We start from the raw sequence: 19487 nt of genomic DNA, 5'->3' as shown, positions 1-19487 counted from the left end.
GTTCACAGGGGGCATCCTGCCACGGCCCCCGCCCGGGGGCCGGTCCGCCACCACCGACCCGGCCCCTGCACCCGTGTCCTCGATCCGTGGCCTCAGTCCGTGCCCGCCAGCACCTGCTGCGGCACGCGCAGCCGGCGGGTGGGGGACGAGGCCGCCCAGTCGGCCACCGGCCAGCGGGACGCGCGCGCCACGCGGAACAGCGGGACGTCGGGGGAGACCGCGCTCGGGTTGCCGACGGTCTTCAGCAGCGGGATGTCGACGTGGGAGTCGGCGTAGGCGTAGCTCGCGGCCAGGTTGGCCCCCTCCACCTCGGCGTACCGGCGCAGCCAGGCCGCGCGCGCCTCACCGACGAGGGGTGGGGACGTGAGGAAGCCGCTGGCGACCCGGTGGCCGTCCTGCACCACCTCGTCGAGCTCGGTGCAGACGACCTCGTCGAACAGCCCCTCCAGCGGGCGGGTCACCTGGCGGACGTCCCCCGTCATGAGGATCGTCCGGTGCCCGGCGTCGCGGTGGGCCTGGATGCGGCGCAGCGCGTCCGAGGACACCTGCTGCAGGAAGGAGGGGGCGAAGACGTCGTCGACGTACTCCTCCAGGGCGTCCAGGTCCACGCCCGCGTACCCGCGGAACAGCGAGCGCAGGAAGCTCCCGCGGTCCCGGCGCTCGGCCGCGATCCAGCCCGGCAGGTGACGCATGATCCGGCCGAACTCCGCGATGCGGGCGGGAGCGTCCAGGGAGGACAGCCGCAGCGTCAGGTACGTGTCGACGACCGTGCCCGGCAGCAGCGTCCCGGCGAGGTCGAAGACGGCCAGGACGGGCGCGGACCCCTCGGTCGCGGGGCGCAGCTCGCGCGGCCCGCTGGCGGCGGCCTGCGTGCGCCGGCGGCGGATCTCGTCGTACTTGCGCATCTGCGCCGTGACGCTCGGGCAGTGCGACTCGAGCCAGTAGTGGTCCCAGTCGACCTCGGAGGTGTCGAAGCCCCACATCTCGACGTCGGCCGGGTCCAGAGTCCGGTGCAGCGCCAGGGTCCGGTCGTCGACGAAGCGCAGCTCGGCCTCCGTGTACGCCTTGTACAGGTCCATGTACCGCCGGGCGAACTCGACCTGGCCCTGGGCCTTGTCGAGCTTGCGCGAGACCTCGCGCACCCGGGACGACCGCGGGGCCAGGGCCAGCACGCGGTTGCCCGCGCTCGTCAGCAGCTCGCCGGCGCGCACCTTGCGCTCGACGGCGCGGCCGCCGGGGAAGTCCCACGTCGGCATGACGGCGGGGGAGGAGTCGAAGGGGTGCTCGGTGAAGTACTCGCGGATGAACTCGTACACGTCGCGGAACGTCAGCGGGTTCCGGCTGCCCGAGCTCACGTGGTAGTACGCCGGCTGCGACAGCGGCGGCGGCGTCGCGGCGGCCACGACGATCGCGTTGACGACGTGGTCGATCGGCACGACGTCGATGACGGAGTCGGGAGCCGCCGGGAACTCGGTGAGCTCCCCGCGGCCGTAGGCCAGGATGATCGGCTCCGCCATCTTGAAGCCCTCGATCCACCCCGGGTGCGGGTGCTTGACCGCGGACTCGACGATGCTCGGACGCAGGATCGTCGTGGGGATGACGGGGGCCGCGATCTCCTCGACGAGCCGCTCGCCCATCGCCTTGGTGAACGTGTAGCAGTCGGTCCAGCCCAGCGTCCGGGCGCGCTCCTTGCCCGCTGCCTTCTGCTGCGCGGTGACCCACGCGACGCGGCGCTCCTCGGCGCCGGCGGCCACGCTCAGCGGGCCCGCCCGGCCGTGGTCGCGCTCGGCGGCGCGCAGGAACTCCCGCAGGCGACCCTCGAGGCGGGAGTCCTCCTCGATGCGCGCGGCCAGCCGCAGGCCCGACTCGGTCTCGGTGCGCCAGTCGACCTGGTGCTCCACGGCCCGCTCGGGGACGGCGCCGCGACGGCGACCGCCGACGTAGGCGGTCGAGACGTGGACGTAGTGGACGGTGCGGCCGCCGCGCTCGCCGGCCTCCAGCGTGCGCTCGACGAGCGCCCGGGTCCCCGTGACGTTGGTCGTGAAGGCGTCCTGGATGAGCGGGTCGAACGAGACGTCCCCGGCGCAGTGCACGACGACGTCGATGTCGGAGGGCAGCTCGGGCACGTTCGACAGGTCGCCCTCGAGCGCCTCGACGCGCGTCTTCAGCAGGTCGTCGGCCTCACCGGCGGCGCGGAAGATCGGCTTGCGCAGCACCGAGCGGAGGCGGTCCTCGCCGCTCTGGCCGGGCTTGGGACGCACCAGCGCGACGGCGGTCGTGGAGGGCAGGTCGACGAGCAGGCGCTGCAGCAGCGCCTCACCGATGAAGCCCGTCACCCCGGTCAGGAGGAACCGCTTGCCGTCGAGCTGCTCAGCCAATCGCACGCGGAGGATCCTGCCACGGATGCGGCCCCCCTCCGTGCGTGCGCGTCCGGTCCGGCGTGCGTCCGCGCCCACCCACCGCGCCTGTGCCAGGCTCAGCAGGTCCACAGGACGCTCGACCGCGAGGAGGCGGCGATGAGCCGGTTGCAGTCCGATGCCCTCGAGGTGACGCGCAGGCGTCCCTCGCCCCGTTCCGTCGTCGTCTGGACGGCCGTCGCCGCCGTCGGCGCGCTGTGCTGGACGGTGCTGGCGCTCTCGCGCGGGGAGTCCGTCAACGCCCTCTGGGTGCTGTTCGCGGCGCTCGCCTCGTACGCCATCGCCTACCGCTTCTACTCGCGGTTCATCACCTACCGCGTCCTGCGCGCCGACGACCGGCGGGCGACGCCGGCGGAGAAGTACGAGAACGGCGTCGACTTCGAGGTCACCGACCGCCGCGTCCTGTTCGGGCACCACTTCGCCGCCATCGCCGGCGCCGGCCCGCTCGTCGGCCCCGTCCTGGCCGCTCAGATGGGCTACCTGCCCGGCACCATCTGGATCGTCGTCGGGGTCGTCTTCGCCGGCGCCGTCCAGGACCTCACGGTGCTGTTCTTCTCGATGCGCCGCGGCGGCAAGAGCCTGGGGCAGATGGTCCGCGAGGAGATCGGCGTCGTCGGCGGGATCGCAGCGCTCATCGCCGTCTTCGCCATCATGATCATCATCCTGGCGGTCCTCGCGCTCATCGTCGTCAACGCGCTCGCGGAGTCACCGTGGGGCGTCTTCTCCATCGCCCTCACCATCCCCATCGCCCTGTTCATGGGCGTCTACCTGCGCTTCCTGCGGCCCGGTCGGGTGCTGGAGGCCACCGCGCTCGGCGTCGTGCTCCTCCTGCTGGCCATCGTCGGCGGCGGGTACGTCGAGAGCTGGGGGCTGGCGGAGTCGCTGACCCTCTCGCCCGAGACGCTCGTGGTGGCCCTCGTCGTGTACGGGTTCGTCGCCTCGGTCCTGCCCGTCTGGCTCCTGCTGACCCCGCGCGACTACCTCTCCACCTTCATGAAGGTCGGCGTCATCGCGCTCCTGGCGGTCAGCCTCGTCGTCGCGCGGCCCGTGCTGGCCAACGACGCGGTCACGTCCTTCGCGCGGGAGGGCAACGGGCCCGTCTTCGCCGGTTCGCTCTTCCCGTTCGTGTTCATCACCATCGCCTGCGGCGCGCTGTCGGGGTTCCACGCCCTCATCTCCTCCGGCACGACGCCGAAGATGGTGGCCAAGGAACGGCAGGTCCGGCTCATCGGCTACGGCGGCATGCTCATGGAGAGCTTCGTCGCGATCAGCGCGCTCATCGCCGCCTCCGTCATCGACCAGGGCCTCTACTACGCGGTGAACTCCCCGGCCGGGGCCACGGGCGGCACCGTCGAGACGGCGGCGAGCTTCGTCTCCGGGCTCGGCTTCACGGCGACCCCCGAGACGCTCGCGGCCGCCGCGCAAGCCGTCGGCGAGGAGTCCGTCGTCTCCCGCACCGGCGGTGCCCCCGCGCTCGCCCTCGGCATCTCGCAGGTCTTCCATGAGGCGTTCGGCGGTGGGCTGCAGGCGTTCTGGTACCACTTCGCGATCATGTTCGAGGCGTTGTTCATCCTCACCGCCGTCGACGCCGGCACCCGCGTCGGGCGGTTCATGCTCCAGGACACCCTCGGCAACGTCTGGAAGAAGTTCGGTGACCTGTCCTGGCGGCCGGGCAACGTCCTCGCCAGCGCCGTCGTCGTCGGCGCGTGGGGGTACTTCCTCTACACCGGCGTCACCGACCCCCTGGGCGGCATCAACCAGCTGTTCCCGCTCTTCGGCATCGCCAACCAGCTGCTCGCCGCCATCGCCCTGACGCTCGTGACGACGCTGCTCGTCAAGCACGGACGGGTCCGGTACGCGTGGGTCACGGCCGTGCCGCTCGTCTGGGACCTCGTCGTCACGATGACCGCCAGCTACCAGAAGGTGTTCTCGGACAACCCGGCCATCGGGTACTTCGCGCAGCGGGCCAAGTACGCCGACGCCCTCGCGGCGGGGGAGGTGCTCGCCCCGGCCAAGGACGCGGCGCAGATGCAGCAGGTCGTCACGAACTCGACGGTCAACGGCGTCCTGCAGTCGTTGTTCGCCCTGCTCGTCGTCGTCGTGGCGGCCAACGCGGCCGTCGTCATCGCCCGGGCCCTGCGCGCCGGGCAGCTGCCGACGACGGAGGAACCGGCCGTGCCGTCCGCGCTGGTCGAACCGGCCGGGATCGTCGTGACCGCGCGGGAGCGGGCCGAGCTCGACGCCCTGCGCGCCGAGATCGGCGCGGAGCGGTGACCCGGCTGCTGCCCCGCGTGCGGGCGGGACTGCGCTGGGCCCGCCGGCAGGTCGACGGTGAGGACCGGTGGGAGGCGCACCTGCTCCGGTGCGCCCGGCACGGTCACCCGCCGGGCAGCCGGGCCGAGTTCGAGCGTCGTCGCGCCGACGCCAAGGCGGCAGTGCCCGGTGGTCGGTGCTGCTGAGCCCGCGGCGGGCGGGGCGAACCGATCCCGGCGCCACCTCGTTCCCCCGGCGGAGCCCCCTCCGACGCCGACCTGAGACGGAGCTGAGACGTCGTGCTCGACAGCTGGAGGACGAAGCGACACCATCGGTGCGTGAGCACCGCGCAACAGTCCGTGAAGCAGCCCCGGTACCGGGTCACCGTCGTGGCGCACCGGCGCTTCGCGGCCGGCCGGCCCCGCGGCCTGCCGTCCGGGCTCGAGCACGTCGTGGTCCTGCGCGCCGAGACACCCGCCCTCGCCCGCGACACCGCCCTCGTCCACCTGCACGCCGAGGCGGCGCTCGCGGACGCGGTCCTCGGGGTGGACGCCGTCCTCGTCGAGCGGCTGCGGTGGGGACGGGTCGCGGTGCGCGAGCTCGACAGCCGGCGCGCGCTGGCCGTCGGCTGAGCCGCCGTGGTCGACATGTCCCGCGCGGAGTTCGAGGAAGCCGTCGCGGACGCGCTCGACCGCATCCCCGCCGAGCTGGCCCGGGCGATGGACAACGTCGTCGTCCTCGTCGAGGACGACCCGCCGGAGGGTTTCGAGGCGGACCTCCTCGGGCTGTACGAGGGCACACCGCTGACCGAGCGGGACGGCTGGTGGGCCGCGGGCGCCCTGCCCGACCGCATCACGGTGTTCCGTCGTCCGACGCTCGCGATCGCCCGCGACCGCGACGAGGTCGTCGCCGAGGTGGGGATCACCGTCGTGCACGAGATCGCGCACCACTTCGGCATCGACGACGCCCGGTTGCACGAGCTGGGCTGGGCCTGAGGGCTACCGCTTCCGGGTGCTCGCCTTCGCGGCGTTGTGGGCGATGGCGGCGCGGACCAGGTCGGCGAAACCCTCCTCGTCCAGGACGTCGCCCTCGGCGAACTCCACGGACCGGCGCTGGTTGCCGCCCAGTTCGCCGTTGAACAACCCCTTCGGGTCCTCCAACGAGGCGCCCCACAGGAACCCCATCTTCACCTTGGCCTTGAACACGCCGCCGACGATGAGCGTGCCGTGCCGCGACCACACGGGCGCGCCCATGTACTTCCACTCCTCGACGACGCCGTCGTCGACGGCGAGGATCGTCCGCCGGCACGCGGCGAGCAGCTCCCCGCGCCAGTCGGGGTGCTTCGCCACCAGGTCGTCGATGTGCTGGGAGGCGGTCAGGTCGGCGTCGGCCACGCGCCGAGGCTATCCGGAATCAGCGGCTCGGTGCGGGGGTTGTGGGATCCGTGAACATCGACCTGCTGAGCTTCGAGATGGCCCGCGACGCCTTCGACGAGCGCCGGTTCACCGACGCTGTCCGGTCGCTGGAACCCCTGGTGCGCCGGCACCCCGACGACCGGTCGCTGCGCGAACTGCTCGCCCGCAGCTACTTCGGCGCGGCGATGCTGGGCAAGGCCGAGGAGCAGGCGCGGGACCTGGTGCGCCGCAGCCCGTCCGACGCCTTCGCTCACCTGCTGCTGTCGCGCGCCCTGGAGCGGCAGAGCCGGCACGACGAGGCCCGCGGCCACCGCGTCATGGCGCACGTCCTCGGCGCGGAGGTCTGACCCCCGCCGTCAGACGAGGTCGACGAGGTCACCGATCCCGTCGACCACCTGGTGCGGCTGGAACGGGAACCGGCGCACCTGGTCGCGCTTCGTCGATCCGGTGAGCACGAGGAACGTCCGCAACCCGGCCTCGATGCCCGCGACCACGTCGGTGTCCATGCGGTCGCCGATCATCGCGGTCGTCTCCGAGTGCGCTTCGATCCGGTTCATCGCCGAGCGGAACATCATCGGGTTGGGCTTGCCGACGAAGTACGGTTCGGCGCCCGTGGCCCGCGTGATGAGCGCCGCCACGGATCCCGTCGCCGGCAGCGACCCCTCCTTGGAGGGGCCGGTGGCGTCGGGGTTCGTGGCGATGAACCGGGCGCCGGACTCGACCAGGCGGATCGCCTTGGTGATCGCCTCGAACGAGTACGTCCGGGTCTCGCCGAGCACGACGTAGTCGGGGTCGGTGTCCGTCATCGTGTAGCCCGCCTCGTAGAGGGCCGTGGTCAGACCGGACTCACCGATGACGTACGCCGAACCCCCCGGCATCTGCCGCGCGAGGAAGTCGGCCGTCGCCAGCGCCGACGTCCAGATGTTCTCCTCCGGCACCTCCAGGCCGCTGCGCGACAGGCGGGCGGCCAGGTCGCGCGGGGTGAAGATCGAGTTGTTGGTCAGCACGAGGAACCGGCGGCTCGCGTCGGCCAGTCGCTGCAGGAACTCGGCGGCGCCGGGCAGGGCGTGCTCCTCGTGCACGAGGACGCCGTCCATGTCGGTCAGCCAGCACTCGATGCCGTTCGCGTCGCTCATCTCGTTGCCCTCCACGCGTCCACCCTGGGTCCTCGTCGTCGTCCTCGCGCGCCCGAGCGGGCCCCTCAGTCCGAGAGGCCGCCCAGGACGGCCGCCGACCCGGACAGCCCGAGCCGGGTGGCGCCGGCGTCGAGCAGCGCCAGCGCCAGCTCGGTCGTCCGGATCCCGCCGCTGGCCTTGATGCCGAGCCGTCCGCCGACCGCGGCGTGCATCACCTCGACCGCGTGGACGGTCGCCCCACCCGCCGGGTGGAAGCCCGTGGACGTCTTGACGAAGTCGGCGCCGGCCGCCTCGGCCGCGCGGCAGACGGCGGAGAGGACGTCGTCGGGCAGGGCCGCGGACTCGACGATGACCTTGAGCACCGTGGGCGCGGGCGCGGCCGTCCGCACGGCGGCGATGTCGTCGCGGACGGCGTCGAGGTCCCCGGCCAGGGCCGCGCCGACGTCGATGACCATGTCCACCTCGTCCGCACCGTCCTGCACGGCCGCGGCGGCCTCGGCCGCCTTCACGGCGCTGGTGTGCTTGCCGGAGGGGAACCCGCAGACGGTCGCCACGACCAGCTCACCGGTGTCCGCCAGCGGCAGCATCGTCGGGGAGACGCACACCGCGAGGACGCCGAGCTCCCGCGCGTCGGCGACGAGCGCCGCGGCGTCCGCGGGGGTCGCCTCCGGCTTCAGGAGCGTGTGGTCCACGAGGCGGGCGACGTCGGAACGGGTGCGAGGGCTCACGCGGCGAGTCTGCCACCCGGGACTGCGGCCGCCCGTCCCGCGCCGGGGAACGAGGCGGTGTCGGAGCCCGCCGTTAGGCTCGCCCCCGTGGTGAGCATCCCCGGTCTGAAGTCCGCGTCCCGTTCCGCGTCGCCGTCCGCCGGCGGGGCCGAGCGCCGGACGGAGCGCCTCACCGGCTGGGGTCGCACGGCCCCGACGACGGCGACGGTGCTGCACACCGCCGACCTCGACGTCATCGCCGAGGCGGTCCGCACGTCCGGCCCGCGCGGGGTCATCGCCCGCGGCCTGGGCCGCTCCTACGGGGACCCGGCGCAGAACGCCGGTGGGCTCGTCGTCGACATGACCGCGCTGGACCGCATCCACGACATCGACGTCGACGCGGCCGTCGCCGACGTCGACGCGGGCTGCTCCCTCGACAAGCTGCTGCGGGCCGTCGTCCCCCACGGGCTGTGGGTGCCCGTCCTGCCCGGCACCCGGCAGGTCACCGTCGGCGGGGCGATCGGCGCCGACATCCACGGCGGCAACCACCACACCCAGGGCACCTTCACCCGTCACGTGCTGTCCCTGGACCTGCTGACCGCCGACGGGCAGATCCGGACGCTGACGCCGGACGGCCCGGACCGTGAGCTCTTCCTCGCCACGACGGGCGGCATGGGCCTGACGGGGATCGTCCTGCGCGCCAGGATCCGCCTCGACCGCGTCGAGACGTCCTACTTCATCGCCGACGTCGAGCAGGCCACCGACTTCGACGACATGCTCGAGCGGCTGCAGCACAACGACGAGAACTACACGTACTCCAAGACGTGGTTCGACTCGGTGACCAAGGGCGCGCACATGGGCCGCGGGTTCCTGCTGCGCGGCTCGTCGGCGAAGCTGTCGGACCTGCCGCCGGAACTGCGCAAGGACCCGCTGAAGTTCGACGCGCCGCAGCTCGCGACCTTCCCGGACGTCTTCCCGCCCGGCATGCTCAACACCCTCACGGCCAAGGCGCTGAACGAGGTCTACTACCGGAAGTCGAAGACCAAGTCCGGTGTCGTGCAGAACATCACGCAGTTCTACCACCTGCTCGACCTGTTCGCGGACTGGAACCGTGCCTACGGTCCGCGGGGGTTCCTGCAGTACCAGTTCGTCGTGCCGTTCGAGCGGGCCGACCTGCTGCGCGCGAGCATGGAGGCCATCGTCGACTCGGGCCACATCTCGGCGCTCAACGTCCTCAAGCGCTTCGGCGACGGCAACGACGCGCCGCTCTCGTTCCCCCAGCGCGGCTACACCCTCGCGGTCGACCTGCCCGTGAAGAAGGGCCTGGACCAGCTCTGCGACCTGCTCGACGAGATGGTCCTCGACGCGGGTGGCCGGCTCTACCTGGCCAAGGACTCGCGCACCACGGCCGACCGGTTCGCCCGGATGTACCCCGAGCTGCCGGCCTGGCGGAAGGTGCGCGACGCGGTGGACCCGGAGCGGAAGTTCGCCTCCGACCAGGCCCGCCGTCTGCAGCTGGTCACCGGCTGAGTCCGGTCGGGGGAGAGCGGTCGCAGGAGGTCAAGCCGGGCTCCCCACCTGCCGACACCCCCCACAGGTCCACTTCGGGGCCGAAGACCGGAAGGCGGTGGTGGCGGTGACCGGCGATCTCGCGCTGGGCCCTGCCGTCGGCCACGCCGCGACGCCCGCCGAGCTGGCCTCGGTGCACGCCGACCTGGAGGCCCTGGACGACCTCGTGGGCCGCGACCCGGCGCAGGCCGCGGCGTGCGCCCGGGACATCGCGGCCCGTGCCGCGCTGCTGGGCGACCACGTCAGCGTCGCGCTCGCCCGGGTCGGGGAGGCCGAAGCCGTCCAGCGCGACGGCGACCCGGCGGGTGCGGCCGACATCGTCACGCGCCTGCTCGGTGAGACCGACGCCACGGGGCGCGGGGCCGAGGCCACCGTCCGCGCCTCGTGGGTCCTGTCCCGCGTCTTCACCGACCTCGGCGACCGTCCGACCGCGCTCGAGCACGCCCTCGACGCCGTCGCGGCCTTCTCCGACGACGTCCCCCAGCGCCTGCGGACCCGGGTCCTGCTCACCGTCGCGGACCTCCTCGACGAGCTCGGGGGCGTCGAGGACGCCCGCACCTGGTACTCCCGGGCTGAGGAGCTCGCGGTCGGGGACGCGGTCCTGCACCTGCGGGTCGTCAACAACCGCGCCTACGGCGAGCTGGACCGCGGGGACGCCGTCAGCGCCCGCCGCGAGCTCGACCTGCTGCTGCGGCTCGGTGAGCAGTACGCGATGCCCCTCAACGCCAACACGCTCGACACCGTCGCGCGGGTCCAGCTGCTGTGCGGGGAGCTCGACGCGGCGGAGGCCTCGGCCCGGGCGGCCGTCGCCACCAGCGCCGCGATGGACGCCAAGAACGCCGACGACGAGCCGGTCTACCTGCTGACCCTCGCGATCGTGCTGCGGTCCAAGGGGGACCCGGCCGCCGCGGCGGAGGTCCTGACCGAGGCCCGGTCGCGCTGCACCGGGGCGGGCTTCCGGACCGTCCGCGCCCAGCTGCTCGCCGAACAGGCCGAGGTGCACGCGGCGCTGGGGGACCACCGCGCCGCCTTCGAGACGCACAAGGAGTTCTACGCGGCCGACCGGGAACTGCTCTCGGAGCAGCGCGAGGCGCAGGCCCGTGCGCGCCAGGCCATGTTCGAGACCGACGTCGCCCGCGCCGAGGCGGCCCGGTACCGCGAGGAGGCCCGGCGCGACGCGCTGACCGGTCTGCGCAACCGCCTGTTCGTCGACGAGAAGCTGCCCGCGCTGGTCGAGGACTTCCACCACGGCGGCCCGTCGGTGAGCGCCGTCCTCTTCGACCTCGACCACTTCAAGTCCGTCAACGACACCTTCTCCCACGAGGCCGGGGACGAGGTGCTGCGGCTGACGGCCGGCATCCTCGAAGCCTGCGTGGCCGAGTGCCCCACCGGGAACGCCTTCGCGGCGCGGCTCGGCGGGGAGGAGTTCGTCGTCGTGGTCACCGGTGGCGGCGACGGCACGGCGGCGGAGCTCGCCGAGCGGGTGCGCCGCACCGTGGCCGGTTTCGACTGGTCCGGTCCCACGCCCGGCCGGGGCATCACCGTGAGCGCGGGGGTGGCCCTCCTGGAGCGGGGTGGCGACAAGACCTCCCTGCTGTCGGCCGCCGACGCCCGCCTCTACGCCGCCAAGGCCGGCGGCCGGAACCAGGTGCGCGCCGGCTGACGCCTCCGTCCCGCGGGGTCCGCCCTCACGGGCGGGCGCCGTGCTCGGCGCGGTGGGTGAGGACGGCGTCCATGTTGGCCTGGGCCCACGTCCGCAGCGCGCCCACCACCCGGTGCAGCGACAGACCGAGCTCGGTGAGTTCGTACGTCACCGTGACCGGCACCGTCGGGGCCACCGTCCGGGTCACGAGGCCGTCGGCCTCCAACGAGCGCAACGTCTGGGTGAGCATCTTCTGGCTGACGCCGGCGAGCAGCCGGGACAGCTGGGAGTAGCGCAGCACCCGGGGACCGGCGGGGGTGCCGCCCTCGTTCGCGGTGGCCTCACCCGCCAGGGCGCACAGGACCAGGGTGACCCACTTGTCGGAGATCCGGTCCAGGAGCTGCCGGCTCGGACAGACCGCCAGGAAGGCGTCGTACTCCTGCGCTGCGGTGCGGCCGGTCTGCGTCCCCGCCGTCGTCCTGCTCGCGGTCACGTCCCCTCCTGAGGTCCACGGTGGTGCGTTGCGCACTCGAAAGTGCCTACTTCCCGGTGGAGAGCGGGGGTGTCAGTGTCGTGCTCGCCGCACCTGCGGCGCCACCACCGGCTCGCCCCACGACGAAGGACACCCCGTGACCACGACCTCCACGCCCACGACCTCCACGCCCACGACCTCCACGCCCACGACCTCCACGCCCACGACCCTCCCCGGCGGCACCTGGATGCTCGGTGACCGGGAGGTGACCAGGTTCGGCTACGGGGCCATGCAGCTGGCCGGCCCCGGGGTGCTGGGTCCGCCGGCCGACCGCGCCGGCGCCCTCGACGTCCTGCGTGCAGCCGTCGAGGCCGGCGCCACCCACGTCGACACCTCCGGCGCCTACGGTCCCCACGTCACCAACGAGCTGATCCGAGAGGCCCTGCACCCCTACCCGCCGACGCTCACGATCGCCACGAAGGTCGGCGCGGACCGCGACCCCCAGGGCGGCTGGCCCACCGCGCGGCGGCCCGAGGACCTGCGCCGCCAGGTGCAGGAGAACCTGCGCACCCTGGGCGTGGACACCCTCGACCTGGTGAACCTGCGCATGGGCGACGCCGCGGGCCCCCGGGCCGGCTCCCTCGCGGAGGCGTTCGAGACCCTCGCCCGGCTGCAGCAGGACGGTCTGGTCACTCACCTCGGGGTCAGCAACGTGACCGCCGAGCAGGTCGCCGAGGCCCGGGGCATCGCCCCCGTCGTGTGCGTGCAGAACCTGTACAACCTCGCCGTCCGCCACGACGACGACCTGCTCGAGGACCTGGCCCGCGACGGGATCGCCTACGTCCCGTTCTTCCCCCTGGGCGGTTTCACGCCGCTGCAGTCGCAGGCGCTCTCGGCCGTGGCGCAACGGTCGTCCACCACGCCGATGGCGGTGGCGCTCAGCTGGCTGCTGCAGCGTTCACCGAACGTGCTGCTCATCCCGGGCACGAAGTCCGTCGCCCACCTGCGCGAGAACATCGCCGGAGCGGGCACGGTCCTGTCCGCGCAGGACGTCGCCGAGCTGGACACCATCGGGCGCTGACCGGCCGGGAAACCCGCTGGAACGGGACCCGGCCGCAGCGCAGGCTGTCCCCGTGCCCGCAACCCCGAGCTACCGCTGGCGTGCAGACGTCGACGACGACGACCTGCTCGACCTCGTCGCCTCCCACGGCGGCCGCGCCGACCCCGGCTGGTGGCCCCGCGTCCGCGAGCACTCGCTCGGCTGGGTCACCGCGCACGACGACGACGTACTCGTCGGGTTCGTCAACGTGGCCTGGGACGGGGGAGACCACGCGTTCCTGCTCGACACGAAGACGCGGCCTTCCCACCAGCGCCGGGGCGTTGGCACCGGGCTCGTACGGCACGCCGTGCAGGAGGCGACGGCGGCCGGGTGCGAGTGGCTGCACGTCGACTTCCTGCCGGAGCTGGCGCCCTTCTACCTCGAGGCCTGCGGGTTCCGGCCGACGGAGGCCGGGCTCGTGCACCTGTCCGCTGCGAGGCCCTGAGGACGTCAGGCGCCGACCACGAGCGGCGACGAGCCGGCGGGCAGCCGGGCCGCCAGCGGCACCAGGTCGGCGAGATCGCGGGGAGCGGGGACGATCCCGACGTCCCCCATCGCGGCGATCTCGGCCGGCGACCACCAGCCGAAGCCGTGCAGGTCCTCGGCCAGCAGCCGCTCGGCGTCGAAGCTCCCGCGGGGCGTGAACGCCGCGGGCACGCGGACGAGGAAGACGTCCTCGGACAACCCGTCCCACCCGGGTGCCGCCCACGGCTCCACGACCGTCCGGCGCCACACGTGCGGGCAGTCCGCCGGGTCGACGTCGAGGCCGACCTCCTCGAGGAGTTCGCGCCGCAGGGCGGCGCGGACGTCCTCGGCGGGTTCGAGTCCGCCGCCGGGCAGGGCCCGGACGGTCACCCCGTCCGGGTGGTGCTCCGCGAGCAGGACCCGCTCGTCCGGGGTGAGGACGAGGGCGCGCGCGGCCCGCCGCAACCTCACGCGAGGAGGGGGACGGCGCTGCCGGTCACGACGATGCCCCCGGTGGGCGGCACGTCGACCGTCAGCAGTCCGGGCCGGCCGACGTGCCGGCCCTGGTGCACGACAACGCGGGCGGGCGGGTCGACGAGGCCCAGCGCCCGCAGGTACCCGCCGAGCGCCGCCGCCGCCGACCCCGTCGCCGGGTCCTCGGTCACCGGGCCCACGGGGAACGCGTTGCGGGCCTCGAAGACCAGTGGCTCCCGGCGCAGCGCGACGGTCAGCGTCGCCGGCCAGCCGTTGCCGTCCAGGACCCGGCGGGCGCGAGCGGGGTCGAACGTGAACCCGTCGAAGCGGTCGGCGTCCCGCAGGACCAGCAGCGGGTGCGGGTTCCCGGCTGCCGCGATCCGGGGCGGGCACTGCGGGTCGAGGTCGTCGGCGACCAGCCCGAACAGGTCGAGGAGTTCGACGAGCTGCGCGTCCGTCAGTTCGGCGACGGACGGCTCGACGCTCGTGAACGACGCCCGCCCGGCGGCCACACCCAGCTCGATCTCCCCGACCGGTGTCTCGAACGTGAAGTCACCGTCGCCGCTGCGCCCGGCGAGGGCGACGGCGGTCGCCACGGTCGCGTGCCCGCAGAACGGGACCTCGGCGTGCGGGGAGAAGTAGCGCATCGTCACCCGCCGGTCGCCGGGGTGCCCGACCACGAAGGCCGTCTCGGCGTACCCGACCTCGGCGGCCACGGCGAGCATCTGCGCCGCCGTGGCCCCCGCGGCGTCGAGCACGACCCCGGCGGGGTTCCCGCCGGCGGGGTCGTCGGTGAAGGCGGCGTAGCGCAGGACGTCCACCCGCGCGACCCTACTGCGCCCCTCGCTCCGCTCGGGGGACGCATCGTTGGACCCTCGCTTTCGATGAACGGAAGCGAGGGTCCAACGATCCGGCCCCTGAGCGGAGCGGGCGGGGCGGCGGGTCAGCCCTTGAGCGCTCCGGCGGCGATGTTGGCGATGAAGTGCCGGGAGCCGATGAGGAAGATCCCGATGAGCGGGACGACGCTGACGACGGCGCCGGCCATGATCATCCCGTAGTCGGTCGTGTAGACCGAGTTCAGCTGCGCCAGCGCGGTCTGCAGCGTCTGGCGCCCGGGGTCCACGAGCACGACCAGCGGCCAGATGTAGTCGTTCCAGGCCGTCACGAACGTGAAGATGCCGAGGAACGCCAGACCGCCGCGCAGCATGGGGATCGCGATCGACCACCAGGTGCGGAAGAACCCCGCGCCGTCGAGGGTGGCGGACTCGATGAGCTCGTCGGGGATGGACGCCTGCGCGAACTGGCGGAGCAGGAAGATGCCGAACGCGTTGGCGGCGCCCGGGACGATGAGGGCCTGCAGCTGCCCCATCCACCCCAGCTCGGACATGAGGACGAAGCTCGGGACGAGGGACAGGTTGCCCGGGACGAGGAACGTGATCAGCAGGACGGCGAAGAGGACGTCCCGGCCGGGGAACTTGTACTTCGCGAAGGCGAACGCCGCCAGGGAGTCCAGCAGCACGACCAGGACGGCCAGCGAGCCGGCGACGATGAACGAGTTCAGCATCGCCCCCAGCAGGTCGATGTTGCCGACGACGTTGCGCAGGTTCTCCAGCAGGTGCGTGCTCGGCAGCAGGTTGGGCGGGTAGCCGAAGATCTGCGCCGTCGTGCTCGTCGACATGACGAGCAGCCAGTAGAACGGGAACAGCGACAGGACGACGCCGACGAGGATGCAGCCGTGGGTGACGACCCGGCCGAGGACCCACTGCCGGCTCCGCCGGGGCTTCACGACGCTCAGCCGGTCGCGGTGGCCGCGGGACGTGCGGGTCAGTTCCGGAGCGCTCACCGCGCCACCTCCTTCGTGCGGCGGCTCTTCTTCGGCACCGCGTCGCGGTCCCGCAGCAGCCGCCAGTTGATGATGGCGAAGACGGCGGCGAGGGCGAACAACGCCCACGCGATGGCCGAGCCGTACCCGAAGTCGAGCTGGGAGAACGACTGGTTGTACTGGTACAGCACGATCGTCATGCCGGCCTCGTTGACGCCACCGACGGTGCCGTTGCCGTTGGCGGCACCGAAGAGGATCTGCGGTTCGGTGAAGAGCCCCAGGCCGCCGATGGTCGAGGTGATGACCGTGAACAGGATGACCGGCCGCAGCATCGGGATGGTCACGGAGAAGAAGGTCCGCCAGAACCCGGCGCCGTCCACCTTGGCGGCGTCGTACAGCTCGTCCGGGACGGCCTGCAGCGCCGCGAGGTAGAGGATCGCGTTGTAGCCGGTCCACCGCCAGATGACCATGACGGCGATGGTGATCTTGATGCCCCACTCGGTGGACAGCCACGCGACGGTGGGCAGCCCGAGCGCGGTGAGCGCGGAGTTGACGATGCCGAAGCTGTCGGAGAACACCGAGCCGAAGACGATGGCCATCGCCACCATGCTCGTGACGTTGGGGATGAAGAAGGCGACGCGGTAGAAGCCCTTCAACCGGATGTTCTGGTGCAGCAGGAAGGCCATGACCAGGGCCAGGAACAGCATCGGCACCGTGGAGATGACCCAGATGATGAGCGTGTTCGACACGGCGTTCCAGAACCGCGAGTCCTGGAGCAGGTAGGCGTACTGCTGCAGGTTGCGCGTGACCTTGGCCTGGACGGCCTTGACGGCGGTGTCCCACGCCTCGCGGATCGCCGAACCGGGCTCGTGGAAGAGGGGCTTGTCGTCCTTGTCGAAGTACCTCTCGGGTGAGGCGTTGACGAACTGGTTGAAGACCATGACGGCGTTGCCGGCGAGCGCGACGTCGCTGCTCTCCCGCAGCTGCTTCCCGAAGGCGATCCAGTCGTCCCACGTCCGCACCGCAGCCGACACCTCGTCGGGCTGCGACGGCATCCCCGCGGCCTCGAACAGGTCGGTCCGGTAGAAGAACCCGGTCGGGCCGGTGTCCATGGGGAAGAAGAGGAAGCGGCCGCTCGGGGTGCGTCCGAGATTCCACTTCCAGTCGTAGTAGTCGCCCTTGAAGTCCTGGGCGCCGTAGTCGTCCAGGTTGACGAACTGGTCCTCGGTGGGGAAGTACAGCGCGGCGTTGGAGTTCACGGCGGTGAGGTCGGGGATGTAGGCCCGCGCGGCGAACCCCGTGCGCAGCTTGCTGTCGAAGGCGCCGCCGATGACGTCGGCGCGCAGGCGCTTGGACGTTCCGGGGATCTGCTCGGCCGCCTTCTGCAGCAGGCTCGGGGCGATCGACCGGTTCCAGTACCACAGGACCAGTTCGGCCGGGTCGCTGGAGATCGAGGTGCCCGACCCGCAGCCGGTCAGCGCGGCCGTCAGGGGGATGCCGGCCGCCCCGGCCAACCCGGCCCGCAGGAGCGCGCGGCGGGAGGGGGGACGGCCGGAGGCGACCCCCGGCGGGGGAGACGTCACGTGCAATCCAACCAGCCCACTCTCTTCGTCGAGATCTTCGGCCGTGCTTCCGTGAGCGCTCACGGAGTGGTAGGACGGTGCCACCGGCCAGGGACGCTGTCAAGGCGCGCGATGATGCGTGCCGGGTGTCCAGACCAGGGAGCGAGGGTTCGTGTGACGGCTGACCAGGGCGAACGCGTCGAGGAGAGGGTCCGTCGAGCGCGGCGCAGCGCTGCGACCATCGAGGACGTCGCCACCGCCGCGAGCGTGTCGCGCCAGACGGTGACGCGGGCCATGAACGACATGGAGGGCATCAGCGCCGCGACGAAGGCGAGGGTGCTCGCGGCCGCCAAGGAGCTGAACTACCGGCCCTCGCGGTTCGGTCGCGGCCTGGCCCGGGCGACGCACGACACCCTCGGCCTCGTCGTGTCCGACCTGGCCAACCCGTACTACCCCGAGTTCGCCGCGGCCACCGTCCGGTACGCGGGGGAGCTGGGCTGGAACGTCGTGCTCGTGGACACCGCCTACGCGACGGACCAGCAGCGGTTGCTCGTCGACCTCGCCAGCCAGGTCGACGCCGTGCTGGGGTACCTCGGCCCGAGCGAGGTGTGGGCCGACGCGCTCAGCGGCATGACCGTCGTCACCGTCGACCCGGCGCCGAACGGGCGCGCTCCCGGGGCGCACGCGGTCCGCCTCGACCCGCGGGCCGCCCTGCGCGACGCGGCGGCGCACCTGGCCGGCGTCGGCACGCGGACCGCCGTCGTCCTCGACGCCGACCGCCCCGGCCGCACCAACGAACGGGGTGAGTCCATCGCCTCCTCGTTGCGGCACGTCGGGATCGCCGTCGAGGTGCTGCACGCCGGCGGGCAGGACGTCGAGACGGCGCGGCAGGCCACCCTCGGGCTGCTGCGCCGGGGGTTGCCGGACGCGGTGTTCGCCTGGAACGACATCCTCGCCGTCGGTGCGCTCGCCACGTTCGTCGAGCAGGGTGTCTCGCTGCCCCGTGACGTCCGCCTGGTGGGGATCGACGGGCTGTCGCTCGGCACGTTCGTCACCCCGCAGCTGACGACGCTGGCCGTCGACCGGCACGAGGTCGCGCGGCAGGCCGTCGACCTCGCGGTGAGGGCACTGAGGGACCCGACGTCGGGAAGGGAACCGCAGACGCGCTGGGTCGAGCACGTGTTCACCCCGCGCGGGACGGCCTGACCTTCAGCGCCGCTGCTGGCGTCCGCGGTACGTGGCCCACGGGTCGTAGTCGACCTCGAGCTCGGCCTGCTCCGGCCGCTGGTCCTCGGGCACGTGCTGCAGGTTGACGCGCACCCGGTACCAGAGGGAGCTGCTGCCGCGCATGCCGTCCACGAGCACGTCGGCCTCGGCCAGCAGCGGGACGACGTCGGGGTGCTTGGCCTTCCACGACTCCAGGCCGGCCAGGACCTCGGGCTTCGTCCGGGCCCGGGCGACCTCGATGAGCGGCATGGTCTTCGTCCGCGAACCGGTGCCCTTCGGGGGTTTCTCCGCCGGGCCGAGCCGTTCGGCGAGGTCGAGCAGCGCCTGCAGGGAACCCCCGGTCCCGTCCATGCCCGCCCACGGGTCACCGCCGAGTTCGGCCCAGCGCCGCGGGACGGTGAGGACCGTGTGGTCCTCGGGCCGCACGTCGCGCACCTCGTCCCACGTCAGGGGCGTCGAGACCCGGGCGTCCGGCAGCGCGCGCACCGAGTAGGCCGAGGCGACGGTGCGGTCCTTGGCGTTCTGGTTGAAGTCGACGAACACGCCTTCGCCGCGTTCCTCCTTCCACCAGCGGCTCGTGGCCAGGCCCTCGGCGCGGTTCTCCACCTCGCGCGCCACGGTCTCGGCCGCGAGCCGCACCTGCGGGTAGGACCACACGCCGGGGTCGATGGGGGCGTAGACGTGGAAACCCCGGGAACCGGACGTCTTGGGCCACGCGGTGAGCCCGTGGTCGGCCAGCACGTCGCGGGCGACGAACGCGACGTCGACGATCTGGTGCCAGTCCACCCCGGGCTGGGGGTCGAGGTCGATCCGCAGTTCCACCGGGTGGTCGAGGTCCTCGGCCAGCACGGGGTGGGGGTTGAGGTCCACGCAGTTGAGGTTGAGCACCCAGGCGAGCGAGGCCTCGTCCCGCACGACCGTCTCGGCGGCCGACGTCCCGCGGGCGTAGTGGAGTTCGGCGACCTCGATCCAGTCGGGCCGCTTCTCCGGGGCCCGCTTCTGGAACACCGCCTCGGCCTCGATGCCCTTGACGAAGCGCTTGAGCACCATGGGCCGCCCCCGCACCCCGCGCAGCGCCCCGTCGGCGACCGTCAGGTAGTAGCGGACGAGGTCGAGCTTCGTCGTCCCGGTCTGCGGAAAGACCACCTTGTCGGGGCTGGTGATCCTCACCTCGCGGCCGGCGAGCTCCAGGACGTGCTGCGTGGACGCCACGTCCGCAGACTAGGG

Annotated in this window: 20 protein-coding genes; 10 read left to right on the top strand and 10 right to left on the bottom strand. The window is 72.8% G+C overall.

All coding sequences use genetic code 11. The features are described 5' to 3' along the window. Window positions 1-92 precede the first annotated feature (92 nt). Complete coding sequence (locus AB1207_RS03770) at window positions 93-2384, bottom strand: SDR family oxidoreductase (RefSeq protein ID WP_367636445.1); 2292 nt, start codon at window positions 2382-2384, stop codon at window positions 93-95. A 132-nt stretch (window positions 2385-2516) separates the two neighbouring features. Here AB1207_RS03770 and AB1207_RS03765 point away from each other — a divergent pair, with 132 nt between their 5' ends. The 4 genes from AB1207_RS03765 (at window position 2517) to AB1207_RS03750 (ending at window position 5665) form a co-directional block, all read left to right on the top strand. Then, entirely contained in the window at window positions 2517-4691 is a 2175-nt protein-coding gene (locus AB1207_RS03765; RefSeq protein WP_367636444.1) for a carbon starvation CstA family protein, read from the top strand. Further along, entirely contained in the window at window positions 4688-4876 is a 189-nt protein-coding gene (locus tag AB1207_RS03760; protein WP_367636443.1) for a CstA-like transporter-associated (seleno)protein, read from the top strand. Before AB1207_RS03765 ends, AB1207_RS03760 begins: the two co-directional genes overlap by 4 nt. 132 nt (window positions 4877-5008) lie before the next feature. Continuing rightward, window positions 5009-5302, top strand: coding sequence for a hypothetical protein (locus AB1207_RS03755; RefSeq protein ID WP_367636442.1), 294 nt, complete (start codon window positions 5009-5011; stop codon window positions 5300-5302). 15 nt (window positions 5303-5317) lie between these two features. Next, a complete protein-coding gene (locus AB1207_RS03750; RefSeq protein WP_437178862.1) occupies window positions 5318-5665 on the top strand; it encodes a metallopeptidase family protein in 348 nt (115 codons plus the stop codon). Window positions 5666-5668: 3 nt separating this feature from the next. Here the strand turns inward: AB1207_RS03750 and AB1207_RS03745 are convergent, their stop codons facing one another. Then, a complete protein-coding gene (locus tag AB1207_RS03745; RefSeq protein ID WP_367636440.1) occupies window positions 5669-6064 on the bottom strand; it encodes a DUF1801 domain-containing protein in 396 nt (131 codons plus the stop codon). A 50-nt stretch (window positions 6065-6114) separates the two neighbouring features. On the opposite strand from AB1207_RS03745, the gene AB1207_RS03740 reads away from it, so the two are divergent. Further along, window positions 6115-6432: a tetratricopeptide repeat protein gene (locus tag AB1207_RS03740; RefSeq protein WP_366173522.1), complete on the top strand. Its 318-nt coding sequence runs from the start codon at window positions 6115-6117 to the stop codon at window positions 6430-6432. A gap of 9 nt (window positions 6433-6441) precedes the next feature. Here the strand turns inward: AB1207_RS03740 and AB1207_RS03735 are convergent, their stop codons facing one another. Both AB1207_RS03735 and deoC read right to left on the bottom strand, forming a co-directional pair. Then, complete coding sequence (locus tag AB1207_RS03735; RefSeq protein ID WP_367636531.1) at window positions 6442-7221, bottom strand: HAD-IIA family hydrolase; 780 nt, start codon at window positions 7219-7221, stop codon at window positions 6442-6444. A gap of 65 nt (window positions 7222-7286) precedes the next feature. Then, window positions 7287-7949, bottom strand: a complete 663-nt coding sequence (gene deoC, locus AB1207_RS03730) for a deoxyribose-phosphate aldolase (RefSeq protein WP_367636439.1) — start codon at window positions 7947-7949, stop codon at window positions 7287-7289. Window positions 7950-8039: 90 nt separating this feature from the next. Here deoC and dprE1 point away from each other — a divergent pair, with 90 nt between their 5' ends. Both dprE1 and AB1207_RS03720 read left to right on the top strand, forming a co-directional pair. Next, window positions 8040-9458: a decaprenylphosphoryl-beta-D-ribose oxidase gene (gene dprE1 / locus AB1207_RS03725; RefSeq protein ID WP_437178861.1), complete on the top strand. Its 1419-nt coding sequence runs from the start codon at window positions 8040-8042 to the stop codon at window positions 9456-9458. A gap of 106 nt (window positions 9459-9564) precedes the next feature. After that, complete coding sequence (locus tag AB1207_RS03720; RefSeq protein ID WP_367636438.1) at window positions 9565-11160, top strand: GGDEF domain-containing protein; 1596 nt, start codon at window positions 9565-9567, stop codon at window positions 11158-11160. Window positions 11161-11185: 25 nt separating this feature from the next. Here the strand turns inward: AB1207_RS03720 and AB1207_RS03715 are convergent, their stop codons facing one another. After that, window positions 11186-11632, bottom strand: a complete 447-nt coding sequence (locus AB1207_RS03715; protein WP_367636437.1) for a winged helix-turn-helix transcriptional regulator — start codon at window positions 11630-11632, stop codon at window positions 11186-11188. Window positions 11633-11768: 136 nt separating this feature from the next. On the opposite strand from AB1207_RS03715, the gene AB1207_RS03710 reads away from it, so the two are divergent. Together AB1207_RS03710 and AB1207_RS03705 are read left to right on the top strand one after the other, a co-directional pair. After that, window positions 11769-12692: an oxidoreductase gene (locus AB1207_RS03710; protein WP_367636436.1), complete on the top strand. Its 924-nt coding sequence runs from the start codon at window positions 11769-11771 to the stop codon at window positions 12690-12692. A gap of 52 nt (window positions 12693-12744) precedes the next feature. After that, window positions 12745-13155 carry a GNAT family N-acetyltransferase gene (locus AB1207_RS03705; protein ID WP_367636435.1) on the top strand — a complete coding sequence of 137 codons (411 nt, stop codon included), beginning with the start codon at window positions 12745-12747 and terminating at the stop codon, window positions 13153-13155. A 5-nt stretch (window positions 13156-13160) separates the two neighbouring features. Here AB1207_RS03705 and AB1207_RS03700 read toward each other — a convergent pair whose 3' ends face one another. From AB1207_RS03700 to AB1207_RS03685, 4 genes are all read right to left on the bottom strand, one after another. Continuing rightward, a complete protein-coding gene (locus tag AB1207_RS03700; RefSeq protein ID WP_367636434.1) occupies window positions 13161-13646 on the bottom strand; it encodes an NUDIX domain-containing protein in 486 nt (161 codons plus the stop codon). Continuing rightward, on the bottom strand, window positions 13643-14470 hold the full coding sequence (locus tag AB1207_RS03695) for a PhzF family phenazine biosynthesis protein (protein ID WP_367636433.1): 828 nt from the start codon (window positions 14468-14470) through the stop codon (window positions 13643-13645). The genes AB1207_RS03700 and AB1207_RS03695 overlap by 4 nt, the downstream gene beginning before the upstream one ends. 122 nt (window positions 14471-14592) lie before the next feature. Continuing rightward, a complete protein-coding gene (locus AB1207_RS03690) occupies window positions 14593-15492 on the bottom strand; it encodes a carbohydrate ABC transporter permease (RefSeq protein ID WP_367636432.1) in 900 nt (299 codons plus the stop codon). Then, entirely contained in the window at window positions 15489-17054 is a 1566-nt protein-coding gene (locus AB1207_RS03685) for an extracellular solute-binding protein (RefSeq protein ID WP_367636431.1), read from the bottom strand. Before AB1207_RS03685 ends, AB1207_RS03690 begins: the two co-directional genes overlap by 4 nt. 153 nt (window positions 17055-17207) lie before the next feature. Between AB1207_RS03685 and AB1207_RS03680 the strand changes: the two genes are divergently transcribed. Further along, a complete protein-coding gene (locus tag AB1207_RS03680) occupies window positions 17208-18239 on the top strand; it encodes a LacI family DNA-binding transcriptional regulator (RefSeq protein ID WP_367636430.1) in 1032 nt (343 codons plus the stop codon). 3 nt (window positions 18240-18242) lie between these two features. On the opposite strand, the gene AB1207_RS03675 is transcribed toward AB1207_RS03680, so the two are convergent. After that, window positions 18243-19472, bottom strand: a complete 1230-nt coding sequence (locus AB1207_RS03675) for a DNA polymerase domain-containing protein (RefSeq protein ID WP_367636429.1) — start codon at window positions 19470-19472, stop codon at window positions 18243-18245. Between the last annotated feature and the right edge of the window lie 15 nt (window positions 19473-19487).

The sequence above is a fragment of the Kineococcus endophyticus genome (genome assembly GCF_040796495.1).
Lineage (GTDB): Bacteria > Actinomycetota > Actinomycetes > Actinomycetales > Kineococcaceae > Kineococcus > Kineococcus endophyticus.
This window is presented reverse-complemented; position numbering and strand designations above follow the sequence as displayed.